Annotated in this window: 19 protein-coding genes; 10 read left to right on the forward strand and 9 right to left on the reverse strand. The window is 34.2% G+C overall.

Features of this window, described 5'->3' with window-relative positions; translation table 11 throughout:
• Window positions 1–52: 52 nt before the first annotated feature.
• From DFQ03_RS13565 to DFQ03_RS13575, 3 genes are read right to left on the reverse strand one after another with little or no spacing between them, the layout of a single operon-like run.
• Window positions 53–904: a transglutaminase-like domain-containing protein gene (locus DFQ03_RS13565; RefSeq protein ID WP_133673718.1), complete on the reverse strand. Its 852-nt coding sequence runs from the start codon at window positions 902–904 to the stop codon at window positions 53–55.
• A 27-nt stretch (window positions 905–931) separates the two neighbouring features.
• The gene (locus DFQ03_RS13570) at window positions 932–1,879 is read right to left on the reverse strand and encodes an alpha-E domain-containing protein (RefSeq protein WP_133673719.1); all 948 of its coding nucleotides are present in this window, start codon (window positions 1,877–1,879) and stop codon (window positions 932–934) included.
• 9 nt (window positions 1,880–1,888) lie between these two features.
• A complete protein-coding gene (locus DFQ03_RS13575; RefSeq protein ID WP_133673720.1) occupies window positions 1,889–3,352 on the reverse strand; it encodes a circularly permuted type 2 ATP-grasp protein in 1,464 nt (487 codons plus the stop codon).
• 194 nt (window positions 3,353–3,546) lie between these two features.
• Between DFQ03_RS13575 and DFQ03_RS13580 the strand changes: the two genes are divergently transcribed.
• Both DFQ03_RS13580 and DFQ03_RS13585 read left to right on the forward strand, forming a co-directional pair.
• Window positions 3,547–5,955: a zinc-dependent metalloprotease gene (locus DFQ03_RS13580; RefSeq protein ID WP_133673721.1), complete on the forward strand. Its 2,409-nt coding sequence runs from the start codon at window positions 3,547–3,549 to the stop codon at window positions 5,953–5,955.
• Between the two features lie 20 nt (window positions 5,956–5,975).
• The gene (locus tag DFQ03_RS13585; RefSeq protein WP_133673722.1) at window positions 5,976–6,998 is read left to right on the forward strand and encodes a threonine aldolase family protein; all 1,023 of its coding nucleotides are present in this window, start codon (window positions 5,976–5,978) and stop codon (window positions 6,996–6,998) included.
• Here the strand turns inward: DFQ03_RS13585 and DFQ03_RS13590 are convergent.
• Window positions 6,991–7,305 (reverse strand): YegP family protein, encoded by a 315-nt coding sequence (locus DFQ03_RS13590; protein ID WP_133673723.1) that lies wholly within the window; start codon window positions 7,303–7,305, stop codon window positions 6,991–6,993. The genes DFQ03_RS13585 and DFQ03_RS13590 overlap by 8 nt on opposite strands.
• 185 nt (window positions 7,306–7,490) lie before the next feature.
• Between DFQ03_RS13590 and DFQ03_RS13595 the strand changes: the two genes are divergently transcribed.
• Entirely contained in the window at window positions 7,491–8,591 is a 1,101-nt protein-coding gene (locus tag DFQ03_RS13595) for an OmpA family protein (protein ID WP_133673724.1), read from the forward strand.
• A 453-nt stretch (window positions 8,592–9,044) separates the two neighbouring features.
• Here DFQ03_RS13595 and DFQ03_RS13600 read toward each other — a convergent pair whose 3' ends face one another.
• Complete coding sequence (locus DFQ03_RS13600) at window positions 9,045–9,497, reverse strand: thioredoxin family protein (RefSeq protein WP_133673725.1); 453 nt, start codon at window positions 9,495–9,497, stop codon at window positions 9,045–9,047.
• Window positions 9,498–9,538: 41 nt separating this feature from the next.
• A complete protein-coding gene (locus DFQ03_RS13605) occupies window positions 9,539–9,865 on the reverse strand; it encodes a YbaB/EbfC family nucleoid-associated protein (RefSeq protein WP_133673883.1) in 327 nt (108 codons plus the stop codon).
• 126 nt (window positions 9,866–9,991) lie between these two features.
• Between DFQ03_RS13605 and DFQ03_RS13610 the strand changes: the two genes are divergently transcribed.
• The 3 genes from DFQ03_RS13610 (at window position 9,992) to DFQ03_RS13620 (ending at window position 14,545) form a co-directional block, all read left to right on the forward strand.
• Window positions 9,992–12,049 carry a S9 family peptidase gene (locus DFQ03_RS13610; protein WP_133673726.1) on the forward strand — a complete coding sequence of 686 codons (2,058 nt, stop codon included), beginning with the start codon at window positions 9,992–9,994 and terminating at the stop codon, window positions 12,047–12,049.
• Window positions 12,050–12,128: 79 nt separating this feature from the next.
• Window positions 12,129–13,169 (forward strand): PLP-dependent cysteine synthase family protein, encoded by a 1,041-nt coding sequence (locus DFQ03_RS13615; RefSeq protein WP_133673727.1) that lies wholly within the window; start codon window positions 12,129–12,131, stop codon window positions 13,167–13,169.
• Between the two features lie 116 nt (window positions 13,170–13,285).
• Window positions 13,286–14,545, forward strand: coding sequence for an aminotransferase class I/II-fold pyridoxal phosphate-dependent enzyme (locus tag DFQ03_RS13620; RefSeq protein ID WP_133673728.1), 1,260 nt, complete (start codon window positions 13,286–13,288; stop codon window positions 14,543–14,545).
• Window positions 14,546–14,612: 67 nt separating this feature from the next.
• On the opposite strand, the gene DFQ03_RS13625 is transcribed toward DFQ03_RS13620, so the two are convergent.
• Both DFQ03_RS13625 and DFQ03_RS13630 read right to left on the reverse strand, forming a co-directional pair.
• A complete protein-coding gene (locus DFQ03_RS13625; RefSeq protein WP_133673729.1) occupies window positions 14,613–15,731 on the reverse strand; it encodes a GTP cyclohydrolase in 1,119 nt (372 codons plus the stop codon).
• 88 nt (window positions 15,732–15,819) lie between these two features.
• On the reverse strand, window positions 15,820–16,905 hold the full coding sequence (locus DFQ03_RS13630; protein ID WP_133673730.1) for a transporter: 1,086 nt from the start codon (window positions 16,903–16,905) through the stop codon (window positions 15,820–15,822).
• A gap of 87 nt (window positions 16,906–16,992) precedes the next feature.
• Between DFQ03_RS13630 and DFQ03_RS13635 the strand changes: the two genes are divergently transcribed.
• From DFQ03_RS13635 to DFQ03_RS13650, 4 genes are read left to right on the forward strand one after another with little or no spacing between them, the layout of a single operon-like run.
• Entirely contained in the window at window positions 16,993–17,247 is a 255-nt protein-coding gene (locus DFQ03_RS13635; RefSeq protein ID WP_133673731.1) for a DUF4834 domain-containing protein, read from the forward strand.
• Window positions 17,248–17,279: 32 nt separating this feature from the next.
• The gene (locus DFQ03_RS13640) at window positions 17,280–19,715 is read left to right on the forward strand and encodes a YfhO family protein (RefSeq protein WP_133673732.1); all 2,436 of its coding nucleotides are present in this window, start codon (window positions 17,280–17,282) and stop codon (window positions 19,713–19,715) included.
• Window positions 19,715–20,986 carry a glycosyltransferase family 4 protein gene (locus tag DFQ03_RS13645; RefSeq protein WP_133673733.1) on the forward strand — a complete coding sequence of 424 codons (1,272 nt, stop codon included), beginning with the start codon at window positions 19,715–19,717 and terminating at the stop codon, window positions 20,984–20,986. The genes DFQ03_RS13640 and DFQ03_RS13645 overlap by 1 nt, the downstream gene beginning before the upstream one ends.
• Entirely contained in the window at window positions 20,986–22,440 is a 1,455-nt protein-coding gene (locus DFQ03_RS13650) for an oligosaccharide flippase family protein (protein WP_133673734.1), read from the forward strand. The genes DFQ03_RS13645 and DFQ03_RS13650 overlap by 1 nt, the downstream gene beginning before the upstream one ends.
• Here DFQ03_RS13650 and DFQ03_RS13655 read toward each other — a convergent pair whose 3' ends face one another.
• Window positions 22,441–23,478, reverse strand: coding sequence for an AI-2E family transporter (locus DFQ03_RS13655; protein WP_133673735.1), 1,038 nt, complete (start codon window positions 23,476–23,478; stop codon window positions 22,441–22,443). It abuts the gene before it with no gap.
• Window positions 23,479–23,518 lie beyond the last annotated feature (40 nt).

Raw genomic sequence — 23,518 nt, forward strand, 5'->3', positions numbered from 1 at the left:
TTGGGTAAAAATAATACTCTTTTAATTAGGATCGAAGATATTTTAAGAATACCTATTGTTGGCTTTCAACAGATACAGAATGTACTGTCTTATGCTTGCCATGCGAGTGTATTATACCTTTTAAAGGTGCGCAATCATTGTAGTCTTTGCCGTGACAAACTTTTATATGGTTCGTATTGGCTAAAATATTGTTTGTAGGGTCAAAACCCTTCCACCCGATACCGGGTACGAATGCCTCTACCCATGCGTGCATTTGAGAATCGCCCATATAGCCACTTTCTTGGTCAAGATAACCAGAAACATATCTTGTTGGTACCCCGTTAATACGTGCCAATGCAGCAAACAAATGAGCAAAATCTTGACAAACGCCTTTTTTCTCAAAGATTACGTCTTTGAGCGGTGTGCCTACTTCGGTTACACCAGTGGTAAATTTAATGTATTCAAAAACCCAGTGATTCAGTGCTTCAAGATTATCGAAAATTGAAATTGAATTATTGAATTTAAATAGTCCTTTTTGTTCACTATCTAACGTTGTAAACGAAGTAAACTTTAAATAGCGTTCATGCGTTATTTTAAAATCTAAACTCTGCATTTCATTGTAGGCTATCGAAATATCTGGATTTATATAAAAATTATACGGGTCAACTTCTTCCTTTTTAAATTTGAACTTTGCTTCAAAGGTGATTTTCTTAAATTTCTTTTTTGGATGTATACGAAGGGTTTTAAAACCGAACCCATTAATAGATTCTTCGGTATGGGCAAATAATGAGTTTTCGAACTCGATTTCGACCTCGTACTGACTTTCGTTTTCTACGGGAATTATTAAAAATTGCCAATGTGCATCATGCACCCAATCGTCATAAACATTTTCCGCATTATAGGTAATCTCAAATTCTCTGGGCATAGAACAAATATACCTTATTTAACCCGTCTAATAGTTAAAAAATTCCTCATCTACCTTATCACTTATGTCCACAAGACTTCTAAGAATATTCTCTATAAATGATTTAATGTCTTTGTCTATTTCTTCAATGTATTTAAACTCATATTCAGACCTGACCCTGCCAATTAAAAAAGCCGTTGAATCTTTATTATATCTCTTTTCTGGATTAAGCATTTTTACATGCTGATTAACTTGATTTAAGGAATTCATTACAGATCTAGGGCAATTAGGGTTTAAAATTAAGAACTCTAATGTCGAGATACTTGTTGGGGTCTTTTTGTAGAACCTGCGCATCATATCATAAGACTCTGCACATTTCAATAATGTGGTCCATTCAAAACTTTTACTGAACCTATCGTTTTCACCATCTTGAGAAAGTAATGCATCATTGTATTTTGCATTGATCATTCTAGTAATTTGAGTAGCTCTCTCGATATTAATGCCCATAGAAATAACAGCATACGTAGCATCATGTAAAAGGGTACCTCTTATTTTTCCTCTTAAAATATCTGTCATTTCTGCCACATGTGTCGTAAAATCATGCAGTCCATTTTTAACAAATATCTCTTTAGGGTAGTTTATTACAAAATGATAAAATTTGTTGATGGCCTCATATAGCTCTGTAGAAATTAAATCACGTGCGCTATTAGCGTTTTCTCTTGCAAATTTTATGTTACTTATTATAGAGGCACCATATGTTGGGTCAAGCCCAATTTTATAAAGTACATCTTCTTCTTTTAAATTTTTTTTTGCATCTTTTTCTGGATCACCTACCATAAATAACATGGAACGCAAAACAAACTGCCTGTCTTGAGATTTTAGATTCGGCGCATCTAATGATGAAAAATAATTTACATTTAAATATCTTGCTACGTGTTCTGAACGTTCAATATAACGTCCCATCCAAAATAGGTTATTGGCTACTCTTGCTAACATATAGTATCTTTATTTTTTTAGTACCCAAGTATCTTTTGATCCTCCGCCTTGTGATGAGTTTACAATTAAATTGCCTCTTTTTAAAGCTACACGAGTCAATCCTCCTTTTAATACAAATTCTTTATCCTTTCCTAAAACAGTAAATGTTCTCAAATCTACATGTCGTTGTTCAAAAGACTCTGTGTCGTCTATATATGTAGGGTGTACAGATAAGGACATTATAGGTTGGGCAACATATTTTCTAGGATTTGCTTTTACTTCGGCTTTTACCTTTTCAATTTCTGCTTTGGTAAGTTTGTTTCCTATTGAAATGCCATAACCGCCAGCCTCATCAACCGGCTTAATGACAAGTTCATGAATATGATCAAGAACATACTGTAATTCATCTGGTCTACTACAGTGATAGGTATGTACATTGTTTAAAATAGGTTCTTCGTCCAAATAGTACTTAATTATCTTTGGCATATAGGTGTAAACCGCTTTGTCATCGGCTACACCTGTACCAGGAGCATTTGCCAAAGTAACATTGCCTTTTTTATAGGCAGCAAATAATCCAGGTACGCCAAGTACAGAATCGGGGTTGAATTCTAAAGGATCAATAAATTGATCATCTATTCTTCTATAAATAACATCGACCCTTTCTGGTCCTTTAATGGTCTTCATATATACAAAATCGTTTTCTACAAAAAGATCACGACCCTCGACCAATTCAACACCCATTGTTTTCGCTAAATACGAATGCTCGTAAAATGCCGAGTTATACATGCCAGGGGTAATGACTACTACATTAGGTATATCGACTCCTTTAGGTTTAACCGATTCTAAAAGCTCTAAAAGGTTTTCAGCGTAATTGGTGACTGTATGAGTTTGATAATGATTGAACACCCCAAAAAGTGCTTTTTTTAGTGCAGTACGGTTGCATATAACATAGCTTACACCAGAGGGACATCTAATATTATCTTCTAATACATAATACTTACCGTCTTTATGTTTGATAACATCTGTGCCAGAAATATGATTGTAAATTCCGCCAGGGGGATTTACTCCGTTCATTTGATCTAAGTAATTTGCAGAAGATGTTATAAGGTCTATAGGAACAACTTTATCTTTTAGAATTTTCTTGTCATGATAAATATCCCATAGAAATAAATTTAAAGCTTTACTTCTTTGTATAGATCCACGTTCTATAATATCCCAATCTACCGGATCTATTATTCGAGGGAATAAATCGAAAGGAAAAATCTTCTCTTGTACATTATTGTCGCCATATACTTGAAATGTAATTCCTTGATTAAAAAAAGAAGATTTGGCTTTATTGTTTAATGAAACATAATCAATTATAGAATGTTCACCATAAAGCTTAAATAGCTTTTGGTACACCTCCTTGATTTTTCCATTCTTATCGTAGATTTCATCATATAACTCTGGATTTCTTTGATAGGAAGAAAAAATTTGATTTTCAATGTTGGTCATAGATATTCTTTTGTTAAAAGGTACATGATAAAAAGCAATAAACAAATGACATTTTTATAATAATCGACAGTATTTTTCTTTATTCTGTAAATATTCGATAGCTTTTTTAACAAGTATAGTATTTATAATTTAGTTAGCTATTGCTGTTTTACGTTCGTTAGTTTTTCTATACTTTTAAGCAAAAATTATAGAAAATGAGAAAGAATTACGCACTTCTGGTCGGGTTGGTATTACTATCCTATAATATATTATCGGCACAATTTAATGATCAAAAGAAAAATTTTGTCAAGTATGAGGGCCTTTATGATTTTTATTATGATGGCGATACCGACAAAATATATTTAGAAGTCGATAATTTAAATGAAGAGTTTTTATATGTCTATTCATTAAGTAGTGGTATCGGTAGTAATGATATTGGTTTGGATCGCGGACAATTAGGAGATGAACAAGTAGTATTTTTCAAGAAAGCAGGTAACAAACTATTGTTAGTTCAGCCGAATATGAAATATAGAGCAATTACCAATAATGAATTAGAGCGTAAATCTGTAGAGCAGGCTTTTGCCAAATCAGTTTTATTCGGTTTTCCTATAGTAGAAGAGAAAGGTGGTACGTATATTATTGATATTACCGATTTTTTAATGCAAGATGCGCATGGTGTGTCTAACCGCTTAAAAAGAACAGAACAAGGTTCGTATAGTTTAGATAAATCTAAAAGTGCATTTGCTCTTGATAGAACTAAAGCGTTCCCTAAAAATGTGGAGTTTGATGTCACCATGACTTTTAAAGGTGAAGCTAAAGGAAGTTTTATTAGAAGTGTTGCACCAAATGCTAATTTGGTTACGGTGGCCGAGCATCATTCTTTTATCGAACTACCAGATGATAAATATGAAAAACGTGAGTTTGATCCAAGATCAGGTTCTTCTCCTTTTAATTATTACGATTATGCTACACCGGTAGAGTCTAATATTTTAAAGCAATTTATAAGAAGACACCGTTTAGAAAAAAAAGATCCTTTGGCAGAAGTCAGTGAAGCGATTGAACCTATTATTTATTATTTAGATAATGGTACACCCGAACCTGTTCGTTCTGCACTTTTAGAAGGTGGTCGTTGGTGGAACCAAGCATTTGAAGCAATTGGTTATAAAGATGCTTTTCAATTAAAAATGTTACCAGATGATGCCGATCCTTTAGATGTGCGTTACAATGTCATTCAATGGGTACACCGCTCTACAAGAGGATGGAGCTATGGTAGCAGTATTACCGACCCAAGAACTGGCGAAATAATGAAAGGTCATGTAAGTTTAGGTAGTTTAAGAATTCGTCAAGATTTTTTAATCGCCCAAGCATTAATGAACAAGCCTTTTGCTGAGCGAGACGATAATTATCAACCTATGTTAGAAATGGCAATTGCACGTATTCGTCAGTTATCGGCTCATGAAATTGGTCATACATTGGGTTTTGCACATAATTATGCAGCTAGTACGACAAACAAGGCATCGGTAATGGATTATCCGCATCCGCAGTTTTCATTAATAAATGGTGAAGTTGATTTTGCAAAAGCCTATGAAGTCGGTATAGGGGATTGGGATAAGGTAACGGTAGCTTATTCATATCAGAATTTTAATGAAGGTGAAAATGAAAAAGAAGGTCTGAACAAGATTTTAGATAAAGCCAAGGCTGACGGACTCCGTTATATTACAGATCAAGATGCTCGCCCACAAGGTAGTGCTCATGTATTAGCTCATTTATGGGATAACGGAACTGATGTTAGTAAAGAATTAGATGATATGTTGAAGTTACGAAAAGTAGCAATAGCTAATTTTTCTGCGGATAATATTCAGGATGGTACTCCATATTCAGTTTTAGAAGATGTATTTGTACCACTTTATTTCTTTCATAGATACCAAACGGAAGGTGTAGCAAAAGTTATCGGTGGATTAGAATATAACTATGCTGTGAAAGGTGACGGACATGAAGTTGTTGCAATTGCAGATAAAGCGATGCAAGAACAAGCGTTAAAAGTTGTTTTAAAAACTTTAGATGCCAGTGAGATTGCCATACCAAAAGATAAATTAAGCTTGTTTCCGCCACGTTCTTTTGGTACGCCAAGAACAAGAGAATCTATTAATGGTAAAGCAGGGGTTTCTTTTGATGCCTTGTCAGCTGTTGAAACTGCTTCAGATATGACATTGAAGTTTTTGTTACACCCAGAGAAAGCATCGAGACTAATTCAGCAAAAGGCAATTGACACCGATAATGTTGGGTTAGATGAGGTGTTGGAAAATTTGATAACATCAACTATAAATAAGAAACAGAAAGATGCTTACCTAAAGGAAGCACAGACTATTATCAATTTCAGAGTATTATTTCATATCATGAACTTGGCTGGGCATACTAACGTGCATCCACAGGTAAATGCTATTGCATCTCAAAAATTAAAAGAGTTGAGTCTTCAATTTAACAAAGATTCAGGGTCAAATGCAATTAGTGCAGAAATAGTGAAAAGAATTAAAACATTTAGTGATCATCCAGAATTGTTCAAAGTAATACCTTCGCCTAAGATTCCTGATGGTTCGCCTATTGGAACAAGTTGTTTTCATTAATTCAATTTTTATAATTTTTTATGCTAATTAATCTTATCAGTGATACGGTAACTAAGCCTACACCAGGCATGCTAGATGCAATGATGTCTGCAGCTGTGGGTGACGATGTTTTTAAGGAAGACCCTACAGTAAATGCCTTAGAAGAAAAAGCTGCCAAGCTATTTGGAATGGAATCTGCGTTGTTTTTTCCAAGTGGTACTATGACGAACCAGACTGCCATAAAATTACATACACAACCGGGCGAACAATTGATTTGCGATAAATATGCCCATATATATAATTATGAGGGTGGAGGAGTCAGTTTTAATAGCGGAGTTTCGTGTAGATTGGTAGATGGTAGTCGAGGTACTATGACGGCCGCTCAGGTTACTTCAGCTATCAACCCTCCAGATTTTTACCATAGTCCGCTATCAACATTAGTATGTGTAGAGAATACTGCAAATAAAGGAGGTGGTACTTGTTGGGATTTTCAAGAGCTTCAAAAAATAAGAGAAGTTTGCGATGAGCATAAGCTTGGTTACCATTTAGATGGAGCACGTTTATGGAATGCCATGGTTGAAAAGAATGAAACTACACATCAGTACGGTCAGTTATTTGATACAATTAGTGTCTGCTTAAGTAAGGGATTGGGTTGCCCGGTAGGTTCGTTGCTTTTAGGTACAAAAGAGCATATGGATAAAGCCCTGCGAATTCGTAAGATTTTTGGTGGAGGTATGCGCCAGTCTGGCTTTTTGGCTGCTGCAGCGATATATGCCTTAGATAATAATATCGATAGATTGGCTGAAGATCATAAAAGGGCTAAAGAAATAGGAAAGACTTTAGCGGCAAAATCTTTCATAAAAAAGGTAGAGCCTATTGAGACCAATATTGTCATTTTTGAGATAGATGAATCTTATATGACCAGCAATCAATTTGTAAATACCTTAAAAGAAAAAGATATTTTAATTATTGGAATGGGGCAGGGTAAATTGAGGATGGTTACTCATTTAGATTACACAGATGACATGCACGAAGAACTGTTGAGACAATTAGCTGCTATTTAATGGCTAAGTCGATACTGTTAGAAATATTCAATATTCCATTTTCCATACCGGCTTCAGAAGAGTAAAGTCCGCTGGAGCCAATTATTTTTCCAGTTGAATTTTTTAATTCTACTAAAAATTTACCATCGGTATTTGTTCTGCGTTCAAAGAATTTGCCGTTGGCATTTTTCAACGCTTTAATATCTTTTATGGTGTTATCTAATTCGTTTTCAGTGCTGAACGATACACTCTTCAATAGAATACTACCATTGTCAGACTTCAATATGAACTGATAAAACCCATCTTCCTTCTTGTTAATTTTAATCATATCATTAAAGATAAATAATATTTTCTCTGCTTTTTAGTGACTTTTTAAATAATTGTGTGTCTTAATTATTGAGGCGTTATACTAGTTGGTTTCAAATTAGAGCTCGACACTAAGATGAAATTGCTAAACAGGAAACCTCAAACAAAATATTATAATAACCAATATTAATTTTAAACACTATCAAAATGAAAAAAGTATTATTTCTAGCAGTTGCATTTTCAGCTTCTTTTGCAATGGCACAAGACTTGCCGTCAAATCCAGAACCTGGTAAATGTTATGTTCGTTGTACAACTCCAGATGTTTATGTAAACGAGTCAACAACAATTACAACAAACCCGTCTTACAAGATTTTAAAAACGGTTCCTGCTACATTCAAGACAATTACAGAACGTGTATTAGTGAGAGAAGAAGAAAAAGTACTTACAGTAGTTCCTGCTAAGTGGGGAACAGAAACTGTAACGTATGTATCTAAAGGAGGTGGAAATTCTTTACAGGTTATACCTGCTTCTTTTTCTCCTAGCACACAAACATTAGAGATAAAGCCAGCTTATGCACAATGGGAATTAGGAGTTGCTGCTCCTGATTGTGAGTCAGGTAATCCTGATGATTGTAGATACTGGTGTTACAAAGGGTATCCTGCACAATTTGAGACTGTTTCAACTCAGGTTCTTGCAAGTGCTGCCTCAACAACTAGTACTCCATTAGGTTCTAAAAATGGATCTTATACTAAATCTGTTTTAATTTCTCCTGCACAAGTTGTTGAAAAAATTATTCCTGCTGAGTACAGAGAAATTACTAAAACTGTTTTAGATAAAGATGCTTACACGGTAGAAGAAATAATTCCTGCTAAAACCACTACTATCTCCAAAGAGGTATTAAAAGAAAAAGGTGGATTAACTACTTGGAAAGAAGTAGAGTGTGCATTAGTTGAATATCAAGCTTTACCTATCAACTGGGATTCTGGTAGCGCAACATTAACTTCAGAGGCAAAAAGTATTATCGATAACAGATTGTTGCCTGTATTAGCTCAAAACCCAGGAGTAAAAGTTGAATTAGCTTCTCATACAGATTCTCAAGGTGGTGCAGCATCTAACCAAGACCTTTCTGAAAGAAGAGCAAAGGCGGTTGCAGATTACTTGATTACTAAGGGGGTTAACTCTAGTCTTTTAGTAGCAAACGGTTATGGTGAAACTAAATTATTAAACAGATGTAGTGATGGTGTTTCTTGTACTTCAAGAGAGCATGCTGCAAACAGAAGAACTCAATTTAGATTAATTAATAACTAGTAATTAGGTTATTTTTTGAAAAGGGCTTACGTAAAGTAAGCCCTTTTTTTATGCGTAAAACTTAAGACCAAGAATCTTAAAAATACGTTTTAGGGCATGGGGAGGGTCTCTAAGGTTGCAGTGTTTAATATTGATGTTGCATGATTTAATAGAGGTTGTTGCTAATTTGATAGAGCATTAAACTCTTCTCCATTTAAATATCAACTAAACGACTGCTTACTTCGCACTGTTAATAATGAGTGATGAATTTTTTAAGACTAAAGGTGTTGAGGTTGGTATTGGAGGTAGTTGTTATAGGCGACTGCTTATAACTGCTGGGTTTTCTGTCTAACTGTTGATGTTGGTTTTGTAAACACCACATACTATTGAATCACAATAATACAGCAGTGTATTGAAAGTAAAAATGGCTTACATCATGTAAGCCATTTTATATAATACTGGTAATTATTTAAATTATTTATTCTTTTCTAAAAGCTTTAGATGAGAATCTATAACACCGTTCATGCTATAGCCTGATAATTTATCTAATTCGTTTCCTTTTGCATCTATTACCTTAAACATCGGAAATACCTTTTTCTTATTCAATTTGGTCAACAATTCTTTGTTATGAACCATTTGCTTCTCAGATATTAAATCTCTATTTCTAGGAACATCAACATACAGAAGTATATAATTACTTGATAATTCTTGAAATTCGCTTGTGTCAAATAAATCCGTTTTTAGCATTTTACAAGGCGGACACCAGTCACTACCCGTAAAATAAACTAAAACGTTTTTATGTTGCTTTTTCGCTTTTGAAATAGCAGAATCATAATTTGTAAGCCATTTAGAATCATCTACACTATTAAAATCTGCTTGAGCAGAAGCAAATAGCGGAATCATGAATAATAAAATAATATACTTCATAATTAAAGTTTAAAAGGTTAACTACAAATAACTTGCCAATCTTACTTAAATAACGAATCCATACCCGGAATATTGGGCATACCGTCTTTTGCGACAGCAGCTAATTCTGTTTCGTTAACGTTAGTTGCATTTTTTATAGCCTTATTTAAAGTTAGTATTAAATAATCTTCTAACTGTTCTTTGTCTTGCAAAAGACTGTCATCTATTACTATTTTTTTAATTTCTCGGTTCGCAGTTATGGTAACTGATATTGTACCGTCATTTGACTTTTCTTCTAATGTTACAGTATCTAATCTGTTTTTAGTTTCTTCTACTTTTTTTTGGGTCTCTTTAAGTTTTCCCATCATACCCATCATATCTCCAAACATAATTTCATTTTTAGATTTAGGTTGTAAAAATACTAAAAATAGCAGCATTTCAGTTTTTCACCCTAATAAAACGGGTGTCTATGAATTAGTCTTATTTTTGCCGTCTTATTAAATAAAGAAGTTCATATGGCTCTTAAGCATCCGCCAAAGGCGAAAAAAATTCCTAAAGAATTAGTTATACATGATGATGTTCGATTAGATAATTATTATTGGCTAAATGATAAGGAGAATAAAGATGTTATTTCATATTTAGAGGCAGAGAATACGTATTACGATTCTTTAACAAAGCATACCAAAGATTTTCAAGAGTCTCTATTTCAAGAAATGAAGGGTAGAATTAAAGAAGACGATTCTTCGGTGCCTTATAAACTAAATGATTATTGGTACAGTACCCGTTACATAATAGGTGGGGAATATCCATTATATTCTAGATTTAAGCAAAATTTAGAGGCAGTTGAAGAAGTTATGTTCAACTGTAATGATATGGCTAAAGGTCATGACTATTTTAGTCTTGGTGGTATAGCTATTAGTCCTGATAATAAATTGGCAGCCTTTGGGGTAGATACGGTATCTAGAAGGCAATATACACTTCAAATTAAAAATCTTGAAACAGGTCTTATTTTAGATGATAAAATAGAAAATACTACTGGTGGTGGTGTTTGGGCAAATGATAATAAAACGTTGTTTTATACCCGTAAAGACCCTGTTACTTTACGTTCAGATAAAATTTACAAGCATAAATTAGGCACACCGACGTCTGAAGATGTCTTGATCTTTCATGAAAAGGACGATACATTTAGCACATTTGTATACCGAACCAAATCTAAAAAGTATTTGGTAATTGGCTCATTTAGTACCTTGACTTCTGAATTTCAAATTCTGTCAACGGATAACCCTGATGGGAAGTTTGAAGTATTCTCGCCTAGAGAAAGAGGGTTGGAGTATACCATTTTTCATTACGAGGAAAACTTCTATATTTTAACGAATAAGGATAAAGCAGAGAATTTTAAGCTCATGCGTACTTCAGAAGAAAAAACGTCGTCTGAGCATTGGCAAGAATTTATAGCCCATCGAGAAGAGGTACTTTTAGAGGATATCGATATTTTTAAAGAGTATTATGTGCTTTCTGAACGTGAAAACGGACTTAATAAAATTAGAATTATCAGGTGGGATGGAGTAGAAGAGTATTTTTTACCTTTTAAAAGCGAAACATACACAGCTTATGTAAGTAGCAACCCTGATTTTGATACCGAGATTTTGAGATACTCTTATAACTCTATGTCAACACCTAGTTCTGTCATTGATTTTAATATGCGAACCAAGGCGAAGGAAATCAAGAAAGAACAAGAGGTTCTTGGTGGTCTATTTGATAAAGAAAACTATAAAGAGGAACGTTTGTGGGCAACTGCTAGAGATGGTGTAAAAGTGCCAATGTCACTTGTGTATAGAAAGGATACTGACTTAAATGTAAATACACCTATTTTGCAATATGCCTATGGTTCGTACGGTTCAACAATTGATCCGTATTTTTCTACTGTTAGGTTGAGTTTGCTAGATCGCGGATTTGTGTTTGCCATTGCCCATATTAGGGGAGGGGAGTATTTAGGTCGTAGATGGTATGAAACAGGAAAATTGTTGAAGAAGAAAAATACGTTTACAGATTTTATTGATTGTTCTAAATTTTTAATTGCACAAAACATGACAAGTGCCAGTCATTTATATGCTATGGGCGGTTCTGCAGGAGGTTTATTAATGGGCGCGATTATAAATATGCAACCAGATATCTATAATGGTGTTATAGCCGCAGTGCCTTTTGTAGATGTTGTAACAACTATGTTAGACGATTCTATACCGTTAACTACGGGTGAGTATGATGAGTGGGGCAACCCTAACGAAAAAGAATACTACGATTATATGAAATCGTATTCCCCTTATGATAATGTTGTTGCTCAAGAATACCCGAATATGTTGGTAACAACAGGACTGCATGATTCTCAAGTTCAGTATTTCGAACCTGCAAAATGGGTTGCCAAACTAAGAGAGTTGAAAACTGATAATCATATATTACTAATGTATACCAACATGGAAGCTGGTCATGGCGGTGCTTCGGGCAGGTTTGAGTCTTTGCGAGAGGTAGCTAAGGAATATGCATTTCTTTTAGATTTAGAAGGAAAAATCGCATAGTGGAAAAAAAACTGTAAATTTGCATCAGAAATTTTAACAAATTTCGTTCATATAATAACTTAACATTGATATCCCCCTTATGAAAAATGAGATCAGGGCTTACAACAATATATTAGAACTAGTTGGTAATACACCACTAGTTAAGTTAAACAAAATAGCAGAAAACCTTACTGGTAATTTTTACGCCAAGGTAGAAGCATTCAACCCAGGTCACTCTTCTAAAGATAGAATTGCGATCCATATTATTGAGCAGGCGGAGAAGGCAGGTATTCTTACCGAAGGAAGTACAATAATTGAAACGACTTCAGGTAATACTGGTTTTAGTATTGCAATGGCAAGTATCATCAAAGGATACGATTGTATACTAGCAGTTAGCTCTAAATCATCTCCAGATAAGATAGATATGCTTCGCTCTATGGGCGCAAAAGTATATGTATGTCCTGCGCACGTTAGTGCAGATGATCCAAGATCTTATTATGAGGTTGCTAAGAGATTGCATAAAGAAACTAAAGGTTCCATATATATTAATCAGTATTTCAATAAGCTGAATATGGAAGCACATTATAAGTCTACCGGTCCTGAAATCTGGGAACAAACTGGCGGACAAATAACGCACCTTGTTGCTTGTAGCGGTACAGGTGGTACTATTTCAGGTACAGCTCGTTTCTTAAAAGAACAAAATCCGAATATTAAAGTTATCGGTGTAGATGCTTTTGGTTCTGTATTGAAAAAATATCACGAAACAGGCAAATTAGATGCTAACGAAATCTATCCGTACAGAATAGAAGGTTTAGGCAAAAATCTAATTCCTGGAGCTACAGATTTCAGTACTATAGATGAGTTTATAAAGGTAACTGATGCCGAAAGTGCACATACTGCTAGAGAAATCTCTAGAACAGAGGGTATCTTTGTTGGGTATACTAGTGGTGCGGTTATGCAAGCTATTAAGCAACTTGATGAACTTAATACATTTGACAAGAATAGTAATGTAGTTTGTATTTTTCCTGATCATGGTTCTCGCTATATGAGTAAAATATACAGTGACCAGTGGATGGAGGATCAAGGTTTCTTGAATACTGAAACAGTTGAAGAGGCACAAGAGATTCAATATATAAAGTAATTCTTAATATCATAGTGTATATAAAAGTGGGTTTATAGCCCACTTTTTTGCGTAATAAATAATTTATGAACTTTTATCAAAATTATTTACTTTTGCAGACAGATCCAAATTAAACAATGAAAGACTTATTTGATAGAATTTTAGCGAATAAAGGCCCTTTAGGTAAATGGGCTTCACAAGCAGAGGGGTACTTTGTGTTCCCTAAATTGGAAGGTCCTATTTCTAATAGAATGAAATTTCAGGGGAAAGATGTTATCACCTGGAGTATCAATGACTATTTAGGCTTAGCAAATCTTCCAGAGATAAAGAAGGTAGATGGTGATGCTGCAGCTGAATATGGTTCTGCATACCCAATGGGAGCAAGAATGATGAGTGGTCATACTGAGTTTCATGAGCAATTAGAGCAAGAATGTGCTGCTTTCGTTCAAAAGGAAGCTTCTTACCTTCTAAATTTTGGTTACCAAGGGTTTATGTCTGTAATTGATGCCCTTGTTACTAAAGATGATATAATTGTTTACGATGTAGATTGTCATGCTTGTATTATTGATGGTGTGCGTTTACATATGGGTAAGCGTTTTACGTTTGTACATAACAATCCTGAAAGTTTAGAAAAGAACTTAGAGCGTGCTACTAAATTAGCTGAACAAACTGGTGGAGGTATTTTAGTTATCTCTGAAGGTGTATTTGGTATGCGTGGTGAGCAAGGTATCTTAAAAGAGATTGTTGCTTTAAAAGAAAAATTCAATTTCAGACTTTTAGTTGATGATGCTCACGGTTTTGGTACTTTGGGTGAAACTGGTGCTGGTGCAGGTCAAGAACAAGGTGTACAAGATGGTATAGATGTTTACTTGGCTACTTTTGCTAAGTCTATGGCTAGTATTGGTGCATTTGTTGCTGCTGATCAAGAAATCATAGATTATTTAAAATATAACCTACGTTCTCAAATGTTCGCTAAATCATTACCAATGGTTTATGTAAAAGGAGCATTGAAACGTTTAGATATGTTGCGTACTCAACCAGAGCTTAAAGCCAAACTTTGGGAGAACGTAAATGCATTACAAAACGGACTAAAAGAAAAAGGTTTCGATATTGGTACAACAACAAGTTGTGTTACGCCAGTATATCTTAATGGTAGTATTCCTGAGGCAATGGCGTTAGTGAAAGATTTACGTGAAAATCACGGAATCTTCTGTTCTATCGTAGTGTATCCGGTAATACCTAAGGGATTAATTCTTTTACGTTTAATACCAACTGCTACGCATACTTTACAAGATGTAGAAGAAACGCTAACGGCTTTCTCTGCAATACGTGAGCGTTTGCAAAATGGTACTTACAAAAGATTATCAGCGGCAGTTGCTGCTGCAATGGGAGAATAAAGTCTCATTTCTACATATTAAAAAAGCCCGAAATCAAATGATTTTGGGCTTTTTTATTTGTGCTTTATTAAAGTGATTTTCTATACGTTCTTCTTCGTTTGTACACTACAGGGTCAAAATGTTTCCACATTTGCTTGATAGCCAGGTTTTCTTCTAATTCAGGAGTTCTATAACACATATCGATACCTTTTTCGCTAAATGTTTTATGGTATTCGTTGAATATTACAGCCGTGACACCCTTATTTTGATATTCGGGGTCTATGCCTATCAGATAGAAAATAACGTCTTTGCTACTTTTCTTTGCCTTTAGTAAATGATACAGACCAAAAGGGAATAACTTTCCTTTTGCTTTTTGTAATGCTTCTGAAAATGATGGCATAACAATGGCAAAAGCAATTAGCTTATCATCTTTATCCTTAACAAACTTTATATATTCAGGATTTATAAAGCTGATATATTTTTTCTTGAAGTATGCTTTCTGTATTTCAGTAATAGGTACAAATGACGAAAGGTTGGCGTAAGTTGCATTAAAGAGGTCGAACATTTCGTCTGCCATAGGCATTACCTCTTTTGTCTTTGTGAAATTTACTTCTTTAAGTCCGTAGCGTTTTTTCACCAAATCGTTCAATCTTGTAAACAAAGCTGGATCGGCATTTTTTGCAGGGAACTTATTCTCCATGTATTCCTTTTCCTTTACAAAGCCTAAATTTTCATAATGACCTTGATAATAAGAATGGTTATACCAAGTAATCATGGTGCCAATATGGTCAAAGCCTTCTACTAGAACTCCAACCTTATCTAGGTTTGAGAATCCAACAGGACCTTCCATGTATTCTAGGCTGTGTACTTTCCCTATTTCGGCAACTTTGTCTAAAAGTGCTTTTGAAACTGCTGGGTCATCAATAAAATCGAACCAGCCAAATCGCATTTTCTTTACATTTTGTTGATTGATTTCTAGGTGATTAATCACTGCAGCTACACGACCTACAATTTTATCTCCGTCTTTTGCTAGAAAGAACCATGCCTCGGCATCTTTAAAAACCGAATTTTTATCTTTATCGAAGCTTTCTAGCTCATCATTGATAATGGGTGGTACCCAATACTTGTTGTTTTTATATAGCGAAAACGGAAAGGTTACAAAGCGTTTTAAGTCTTGCTTTGTTTTAGCTTCATGTAGTGTGATCATTGAACTTCTTTAGAAGTGCCAATATTAGTGATATTAATCAACAAATTAAAGTTGTTCAGAATGAAAAATTGGGTGGAGTAGTAGTTCACTAAAAGTCTATCTCGCTACTCTCTTTCTTTTTCTTCTTTTCTGCTTTCCTTAATTTTTTAAGTTGCTTTTTAGAAGGTCCAAGGTCGATATCTTCTGCACCGCTTCCTTTTTCTTTGTTTTCCTTCTTTTTCTTTTTCATAGCCTTCTTGTCAATAGCTCCACCATTTTGGTCAGCTTCTTGATCTTCAATTGGTTTAAGGCTATCTTTATGAAAATCCATTCTATATGAACCTCCTATTCCGAAGAAAATACGGGTTGGAGTATTTTTTAAACTAGCACCCATATTAAAATCTAATTGAAGATTTTCTTTAAGCAAATGTGCGATACCACCACGAATTAATAAATCTGAATAGCGATCGCTGCCTATACCTTGGTGCTCAACAAAAACACTCCATTTAGGGTTTCTAAAGGCGTGAGACAACGAAATTGTATAACTCAATTCTGGGTCTTCTGTGCTAATACGGTCATATGCCGTATTTGTAATCAAAACAAACCTTGGTGTTAATCTACTCTGAGTAGCAATCATACCTCTATAAGAAATGGTTGGTTCACCAATGTAAAACGGATTATCACCTAGTACGAAGTTTGCGCCACCATAAAGTGATACCGCAGGTAAAAGGTTTTTAAATTGAAATTTGTTATTTGCTCTCCAGCTGTAAAGATTTGGTTTATTTGCTTCCGGATTTTTAAATGGATCATAAACAAGAAACTTCAATCCTAATCTATTTCTAGAAAAATCTCTGCGCTTTGCAACTAAGTCAAAATTTATATAAGTAAGGTTCTGGTTTTGGAAAGTACCTTCGTAATTCAATTCTAGTTTTTCAAATAGTAATCCGTATCGTAATGAAATATCGGTTCCCCAAATATTTGATTCCGTATTTAATAGCGTATGATCTTTCTGCTCATAAAACAAGCCCATTTCTGCCTGTACCACATTTTTACCAACAGCATAGGCACTTACAGAAACACCAGGTCTGTTAGAGTTAATAACATCTGTGTATTGAGAAATAGCTACAAATGGTAGAAGAAAAATTAAGCTTAATATATATTGATATGATTTAGAGTAGGCAAAAAGACTATTCATGAACACGATTTTATAATTTTTTTAATAGTATGATTCTTTATATACAACGTGATAATTGTATTTTTGATATATCTTAAGTAAGAATAAATGGCTTTTTTAAAAACTATATTAATTATTCTTTTGGTGTATTACTTGCTGAAATTTTTGGCAAAGTTATTTGCGCCGAAAATATTGAACTACGCCGCCAAAAAAACTGAATCTCATTTTAGAGAAGCTTTTGATAATCAACGTCCCTTTAATCAAGAGGAAGATGAAAGTGTAATTATCAATAAAAAACCATCTCGAAAAAAGAACGATTCTGAAAAAGTAGGTGAATACATTGATTTTGAAGAGCTAGACTAGTTATCTTTGTCAAAACACTACTTATTTAGCAAATGAAGCAAGGCTTAAAATTCTTTTTCATCCATTTTTTTGTTGTCGTATTTTTTATCATTGCTGCATTAGCATATTTCAGCCCAGTACTACAGGGTAAAGTAATGTACCAGCATGATATTGCCCAATATACGGGTATGGCAAAGGAACAGAACGATTTTAGAAAATCTAATGATCAAGAACCGTATTGGACAAATAGTGCATTCGGTGGTATGCCAACATACCAACTTGGGGCAAATTATCCACACAACTATATTAAAAAACTAGACCGTTTAATTCGGTTTTTACCAAGACCTGCAGATTACCTCTTTCTATATTTTATAGGATTTTATATTCTTCTTTGTTGTCTTAAAGTAGATTATAGATTAGCTATTGTAGGTGCTTTGGCCTTTGGTTTTTCTACATACCTCATTATTATTTTAGGAGCCGGCCATAATGCAAAGGCACATGCTGTGGCATATTTACCGGTGATATTAGCGGGTATTGTTCTGGTTTTTAGAAAAAAATATCTTTGGGGCTTTGTTTTGACAGCCCTGGCAATGGCTCTTGAAATTACTGCAAACCACTATCAAATGACGTATTATTTCATGTTATTAGTGCTCGTTTTGGGTGTGGTGTATTTGGTGTATGCGATTAGAGATAAGCAATTAAAACATTTCTTCTCTGCTGTTGGTATATTATTTTTGGCTGTTACTTTAGGTATTGCTGCCAATGCCACAGGGTTAATGGCCACTAAAGAGTATGCTGATTGGAGTACACGTGGTAAAAGTGAATTGACCATAAACCCAGATGGTTCACCAAAAGAAGATACTGGCGGTTTGAGTAAAGCCTATATTACAAATTGGAGTTACGGCATTACAGAATCTTTAAACTTATTTGTACCAAGGCTTTTTGGCGGTGCAAGTCAAGAGAATTTGGGTGAGAATTCTAAATCTTATAATTATTTAATTGATAAAGGCTTGGCTAGATCAAGTGCTTTAGATTTTGTTGGCGGTTTACCATTGTATTGGGGCGAACAACCGGGTACTTCGGGTCCGGCATATTTAGGTGCAGTTATATTTTTTCTATTCATTTTAGGACTATTTTTAGTAAAAGGCAAACATAAATGGTGGCTGCTTTTCGGTTCACTTATGTCTCTGGTATTATCATGGGGTAAAAACTTTAGTGTGTTAACCGATTTCATGATAGACTATTTTCCTTTATACGATAAGTTTAGGGCGGTATCATCTATACAAATCGTTTTAGAACTTTGTGTACCTGTATTGGCAATTTTAGCTTTAAAGAAATTATTTAAGGATAAAGTTCCGCAAGCGGATAAATTGAAATCGTTAACCATGGCAGCGGCAATCGTTTTAGGCTTAGGCGTTGTTTTATTCATATTTAAAGGTGCTTTCCACTTTATAGGTGTCAATGATGATAATTTAAGAATGACCGGTCTAGAAGAATTGCCAGAAATGCTTCGTTTAGATCGTAAGAGTGTTTACACCAGCGATTTATTACGCTCATTAGGTTTTGCACTTGGTACAGCCTTATTGATTTGGTTGTATTTAAAAGAAAAATTGAAAATGAACCTGTTGATAATAGTTATTGGTTTGTTGGTTGTGGTTGATTTAGTAGGTGTTGATTTACGATATGTAAACAATGACAATTTTGTGTCTAAACGTAAAATGTTAGAACCTTTTAAAGAAACTACGGCAGATAAAATTATTGCTAAAGATGACGGAGTATTTCGTGTTTTTGATCAAACGGATGGATTTGATTCAGCTAAAACAGCCTATTTTCACCAGAGTATAACCGGGTATCATGCGGCTAAACCTGCTGGTATGCAAGACTTGTTCAATTTTCATGTGTACAATGGCAACTTGTCGGTTTTGAATATGATGAACATTAAATATGTTATTAGGCAAGATCAAGAGGGTAATGCTTTTCCTATTGAAAATCCCAATGCTAATGGTAATGCTTGGTTTATTTCTGAATTACAACCAGTTGCAAATGCCAATGAAGAAATAATGGCTTTAGATAGTTTAGATACTAAGAATGTAGCGGTTGTCAATTCTTCTAAGTTTGCTGGTATTTCTCCATTTACTTATCAGGTAGATTCTACGGCTTCAATTGCTTTAATTGATTATGAGCCCAATCATTTGACATATACATCTAAGAATAGTAATGAAGGTGTTGCTGTATTTTCAGAGATGTATTACGAAAACGGATGGAATGCTTATATCGACGGTAAAGAAAGTAATTACTTCAAAGTTGATTACGTACTAAGAGCACTTAAAATTCCATCAGGTGAACATAAGATTGAATTTAAATTTAAGCCTGAAGTAGTAGTGACTGGAAGTAAAATAACTTTAGCTAGTACTATTTTATTAGGTCTTGTTATCGTTGGCGGATTTGGTTTCTCTTTTTGGAGATCTAAAAAAGAAGAGGAAGCATAATGAGAAAGGTGCTGGTCATTACTTATTATTGGCCACCTGCTGGCGGACCGGGAGTTCAACGTTGGCTGAAGTTTGTAAAATATCTTAGAGACTTTGGTGTCGAGCCAGTACTGTATATTCCAGAGAATCCTCATTATCCACTTTTAGATGAATCTTTTTTACAGGATATTCCCGATGATTTAAAAATCTATAAGCATAGTGTAAAAGAGCCATATCGTATTGCGGCCATATTATCTAGTAAGAAAACAAAGCGTATTAGTTCTGGAATTATTCAAACTAAAAATCAGTCTTTTTTAGAGAAAACTCTTTTATGGATTAGGGGTAATCTGTTTATACCTGATGCCAGAAAGTTCTGGGTAAAACCTTCCGTTATTTTTTTAAAAGGTGTTTTAGAAAAAGAGGGTATTGATACCATAATAACTACAGGTCCACCACATAGCGTGCACCTTATTGGATACTATTTAAAAAAATCTATATCATTAAAATGGATTGCAGATTTTCGTGATCCATGGACCACGATAGGGTATCATAAAAAACTAAAATTAACATCTTCTGCAGAAAAGAAACATAAGCAGCTGGAGTTTGATGTTTTAAATACAGCCGATAAAATTATTGTAACTAGTAATACTACGAAACAAGAATTTCAGCAGCTTACGAATAAACCAATTAAAGTCATTACAAACGGATTTGACGGTGATATAGCTGCCAGTGATAATCTAGACTCAAAATTTACTATTGCTCATATAGGGTCATTATTAAGTGGGAGAAACCCTAGAAATCTCTGGAAGGTATTGTCAGATTTAGTCAATGAAAATATTGACTTTAAAAATGCTATGCAGTTACGTTTTATAGGTGTTGTTAGTGAAGAAATACTTGCATCGATTGCTGAATTTGGTTTGCAAGATTTTATTGAAATAGTAGGTTATGTTTCGCATCAAGAGGCTTTAGCTTATCAAAAGTCTTCGCAAGTTTTAATATTGGTAGAAATAGACTCTCAAGATACTATTGGTATCATACCTGGTAAGTTATTTGAATATATGGCGGCAAAGCGTCCTATTTTAGGTGTGGGACCTAGAAATTGGGAAGTTGCAGGTATCATTGATGAAACTGAAACAGGTAGAATATTTGACTATGCTGATGATATTGCGTTGAAAAATGTACTTTTAAATTGGTTTCAAGATTTCCAGAAAGGAGAATTACAGATAAGTTCTGGTAGTATTGAGCAATACAGTAGAAGGGAACTCACCCGAAAATTGGTCGAATATATTTAATGGGTATAGTATTAAAACAATCGTTGAATAATACAATTGTAACCTATTTTGGTTTTGCAATTGGGGCGGCGAACACCTTATTTTTGTATACCAATTTTATGCTGCCAAGTAATTACGGATTAATACAAGTAATCTTATCTGTATCAGCTGTGCTAACGCCTATTTTAGCATTTGGTGTTCCTAACAGCTTGGTGAAATTCTATTCTAGTTTTAAAAACGAAAAATCTCAAGATTCTTTCTTAACCTTAATGCTGTTACTACCTTTGGTGCTAATTATACCGGTAGCTTTAATAAGTTATGTGGCAAATGACGCAATCGGAAATTTACTTTCAAGACAAAACGATATCGTTCGAGATTACGTTTGGCATATTTTTTTAGTGGGTATGGCGATGGCATATTTTGAGGTTTTTTATGCTTGGGCAAGAATTAGAATGAAATCTATGTTCGGCAATTTTATGAAAGAGATTTTTTGTAGAATTGGTCAAACCATTTTGTTACTCCTTTTATATTTTAAAATTATTGATATTGAGTTTTTTATCAATGCATTGGTCGGTTTTTACTTAGTGCGTACCTTAATTATGAAACTGTATGCATATTCTTTGCGTAAGCCAAAGTTAAACTTCTCCCCGCTGCAAAATTGGAAAACTATTGTAAAATATAGTGCTTTAATAATACTAGGTGGTTCTACGGCAATTGTACTTATGGAGGTTGATAAGGTAATGTTGAACAACTTTCTAGAATTGGAGAATGTGGCTTTTTATGCGGTCGCAGGTTTTATTGCATCGACTATAGCAGTGCCATCAAGAGCGATGCATCAGATTACGTACCCACTTACGGCAAAGCACATCAATGAGAATGATAGAGCTGCACTTTCGCAATTGTATCAAAAAAGTTCACTAACCTTATTTATAGTCGCCGGTATTCTTTTCTTGCTGATATTATTGAATTTAAATGAACTGTACGAGTTGTTGCCAAATAAATATGCAGGCGGATTCATGATTGTCTTTTGGGTAGGATTGATAAAAGTATATGATGCGCTGTTGGGTAATAATAATGCTATCTTATTTAATTCAGATTACTACCGTTCTATCTTGTTTTTCGGAGCTTTATTGGCTGTAATGGCTATAGTATTCAATCTTTGGTTGATTCCGAAATATGGTATCGATGGTGCTGCTATTGCTAGTTTTAGTGCTTTTTTTATATACAATACACTAAAATTAGGGTATGTAAAATCGAAATTTAAAATGTTACCGTTTACCAATGAAACTCTGAAGGTGCTTGCGTTGTTGATAGCTCTTGGAGTTATTTTTTCAACTTTTTCATTTTCTTTTCATCCTATGCTAAACATAGTGTTAAAAAGTATTTTGATGATTGTTTTTTACGTTGGCGTTCTTTATCGTTTCAAAATATCTGAAGATGTCTATGGGGTTTTGAAAAAGTTCTTAACTCGTTAGTTACATTTGTTGCTCTTTTGGTTTGCTAGATTTTTGAATGCCATATTGTTGCTTGTAAATTTTCACAATTATTAGGAAAAGATTTATAATTAAAGGACCAAAAATCAATCCTACAAATCCAAATAATGGAATACCGATCAATACTCCGATCAAGGTTATTAATGGATGTGTACTATCTAATTTGTTAAGCACGAATAATCTAATCACATTATCGGTCATACCTACTACTACAATACCATAAATTAAAATTCCCCAGGCTTGAAAATCTTCTCCGCTAGCTAGGCTCAAAACAAATACAGGGAAAATACCTATAAATGTTCCTATAAACGGAATCATAGAGCCTATAGTCACTATTACAAACCAAAAAAGAGGATTTTCTACACCGAATATAAAGAACCCGATAAGTGCAATGATTCCCTGCGCTATTGCTACTAAAGGAATTGCAATCGCATTAGATCGAACCACATTATCTATTTCTTTACCTAACGCAACGAGGTTTTTATTACTTAGAGGAATATATTCCAGCAAAGATTCTTTTAATTGTTTCGGGCTTTTTAGCATGTAATAAAGTAGAAATAATAGTATACCAAATGAAATCAAAATATTAAATGTACCACTTGCAAAACCTGAAAGATTATCGGTTAACCAACCAGAAGCTTGTTCTGGATCGATAGTTGATGAAATATCATATTGGACATATTTTTCCACTTGAAATAACTGATCTTTTAAGGCTTTTGTAACTTGTTCAGATTTATCTGCGAAATCTCCTAATTGTGAACTTAGCATAAGACCTGCACCGGTCAATGGAATAAAAATACCAATGAATGCCGCTATAATTAATAGCATGGCTGCCCATGATCGCTTTAATCCTTTTTCGATAAGTTTCAGCATCCACTTTCTTAGTACTACATATAATGTTAGCGCTCCAAGTACACCAGAGATGTATGGTAGCATGTATTTTATAATCAACCCGCCTAGAAAAATAATCAATGCCAATATGATTAGCTGTCTAAGGATTTTGTGGTTTATCTTTTTCATTATGGTAGTTGCTATAGGAATTTAGAATCGGTTGAAATTT

Source organism: Maribacter caenipelagi, assembly GCF_004364175.1.
GTDB classification, from domain to species: domain Bacteria; phylum Bacteroidota; class Bacteroidia; order Flavobacteriales; family Flavobacteriaceae; genus Maribacter; species Maribacter caenipelagi.

What these genes read in the sequence shown, in the direction of transcription:
- DFQ03_RS13620 (WP_133673728.1), top strand. Translation starts at nt 13,286, where the DNA reads ATGAAAGACTTATTTGATAGAATTTTAGCGAATAAAGGCCCTTTAGGT.
- DFQ03_RS13650 (WP_133673734.1), top strand. Translation starts at nt 20,986, where the DNA reads ATGGGTATAGTATTAAAACAATCGTTGAATAATACAATTGTAACCTAT.
- DFQ03_RS13575 (WP_133673720.1), bottom strand. Translation starts at nt 3,352, where the DNA reads ATGACCAACATTGAAAATCAAATTTTTTCTTCCTATCAAAGAAATCCA.
- DFQ03_RS13565 (WP_133673718.1), bottom strand. Translation starts at nt 904, where the DNA reads ATGCCCAGAGAATTTGAGATTACCTATAATGCGGAAAATGTTTATGAC.
- DFQ03_RS13570 (WP_133673719.1), bottom strand. Translation starts at nt 1,879, where the DNA reads ATGTTAGCAAGAGTAGCCAATAACCTATTTTGGATGGGACGTTATATT.
- DFQ03_RS13625 (WP_133673729.1), bottom strand. Translation starts at nt 15,731, where the DNA reads ATGATCACACTACATGAAGCTAAAACAAAGCAAGACTTAAAACGCTTT.
- DFQ03_RS13595 (WP_133673724.1), top strand. Translation starts at nt 7,491, where the DNA reads ATGAAAAAAGTATTATTTCTAGCAGTTGCATTTTCAGCTTCTTTTGCA.
- DFQ03_RS13635 (WP_133673731.1), top strand. Translation starts at nt 16,993, where the DNA reads ATGGCTTTTTTAAAAACTATATTAATTATTCTTTTGGTGTATTACTTG.
- DFQ03_RS13630 (WP_133673730.1), bottom strand. Translation starts at nt 16,905, where the DNA reads ATGAATAGTCTTTTTGCCTACTCTAAATCATATCAATATATATTAAGC.
- DFQ03_RS13590 (WP_133673723.1), bottom strand. Translation starts at nt 7,305, where the DNA reads ATGATTAAAATTAACAAGAAGGAAGATGGGTTTTATCAGTTCATATTG.
- DFQ03_RS13605 (WP_133673883.1), bottom strand. Translation starts at nt 9,865, where the DNA reads ATGTTTGGAGATATGATGGGTATGATGGGAAAACTTAAAGAGACCCAA.
- DFQ03_RS13655 (WP_133673735.1), bottom strand. Translation starts at nt 23,478, where the DNA reads ATGAAAAAGATAAACCACAAAATCCTTAGACAGCTAATCATATTGGCA.
- DFQ03_RS13585 (WP_133673722.1), top strand. Translation starts at nt 5,976, where the DNA reads ATGCTAATTAATCTTATCAGTGATACGGTAACTAAGCCTACACCAGGC.
- DFQ03_RS13645 (WP_133673733.1), top strand. Translation starts at nt 19,715, where the DNA reads ATGAGAAAGGTGCTGGTCATTACTTATTATTGGCCACCTGCTGGCGGA.
- DFQ03_RS13615 (WP_133673727.1), top strand. Translation starts at nt 12,129, where the DNA reads ATGAAAAATGAGATCAGGGCTTACAACAATATATTAGAACTAGTTGGT.
- DFQ03_RS13600 (WP_133673725.1), bottom strand. Translation starts at nt 9,497, where the DNA reads ATGAAGTATATTATTTTATTATTCATGATTCCGCTATTTGCTTCTGCT.
- DFQ03_RS13580 (WP_133673721.1), top strand. Translation starts at nt 3,547, where the DNA reads ATGAGAAAGAATTACGCACTTCTGGTCGGGTTGGTATTACTATCCTAT.
- DFQ03_RS13610 (WP_133673726.1), top strand. Translation starts at nt 9,992, where the DNA reads ATGGCTCTTAAGCATCCGCCAAAGGCGAAAAAAATTCCTAAAGAATTA.
- DFQ03_RS13640 (WP_133673732.1), top strand. Translation starts at nt 17,280, where the DNA reads ATGAAGCAAGGCTTAAAATTCTTTTTCATCCATTTTTTTGTTGTCGTA.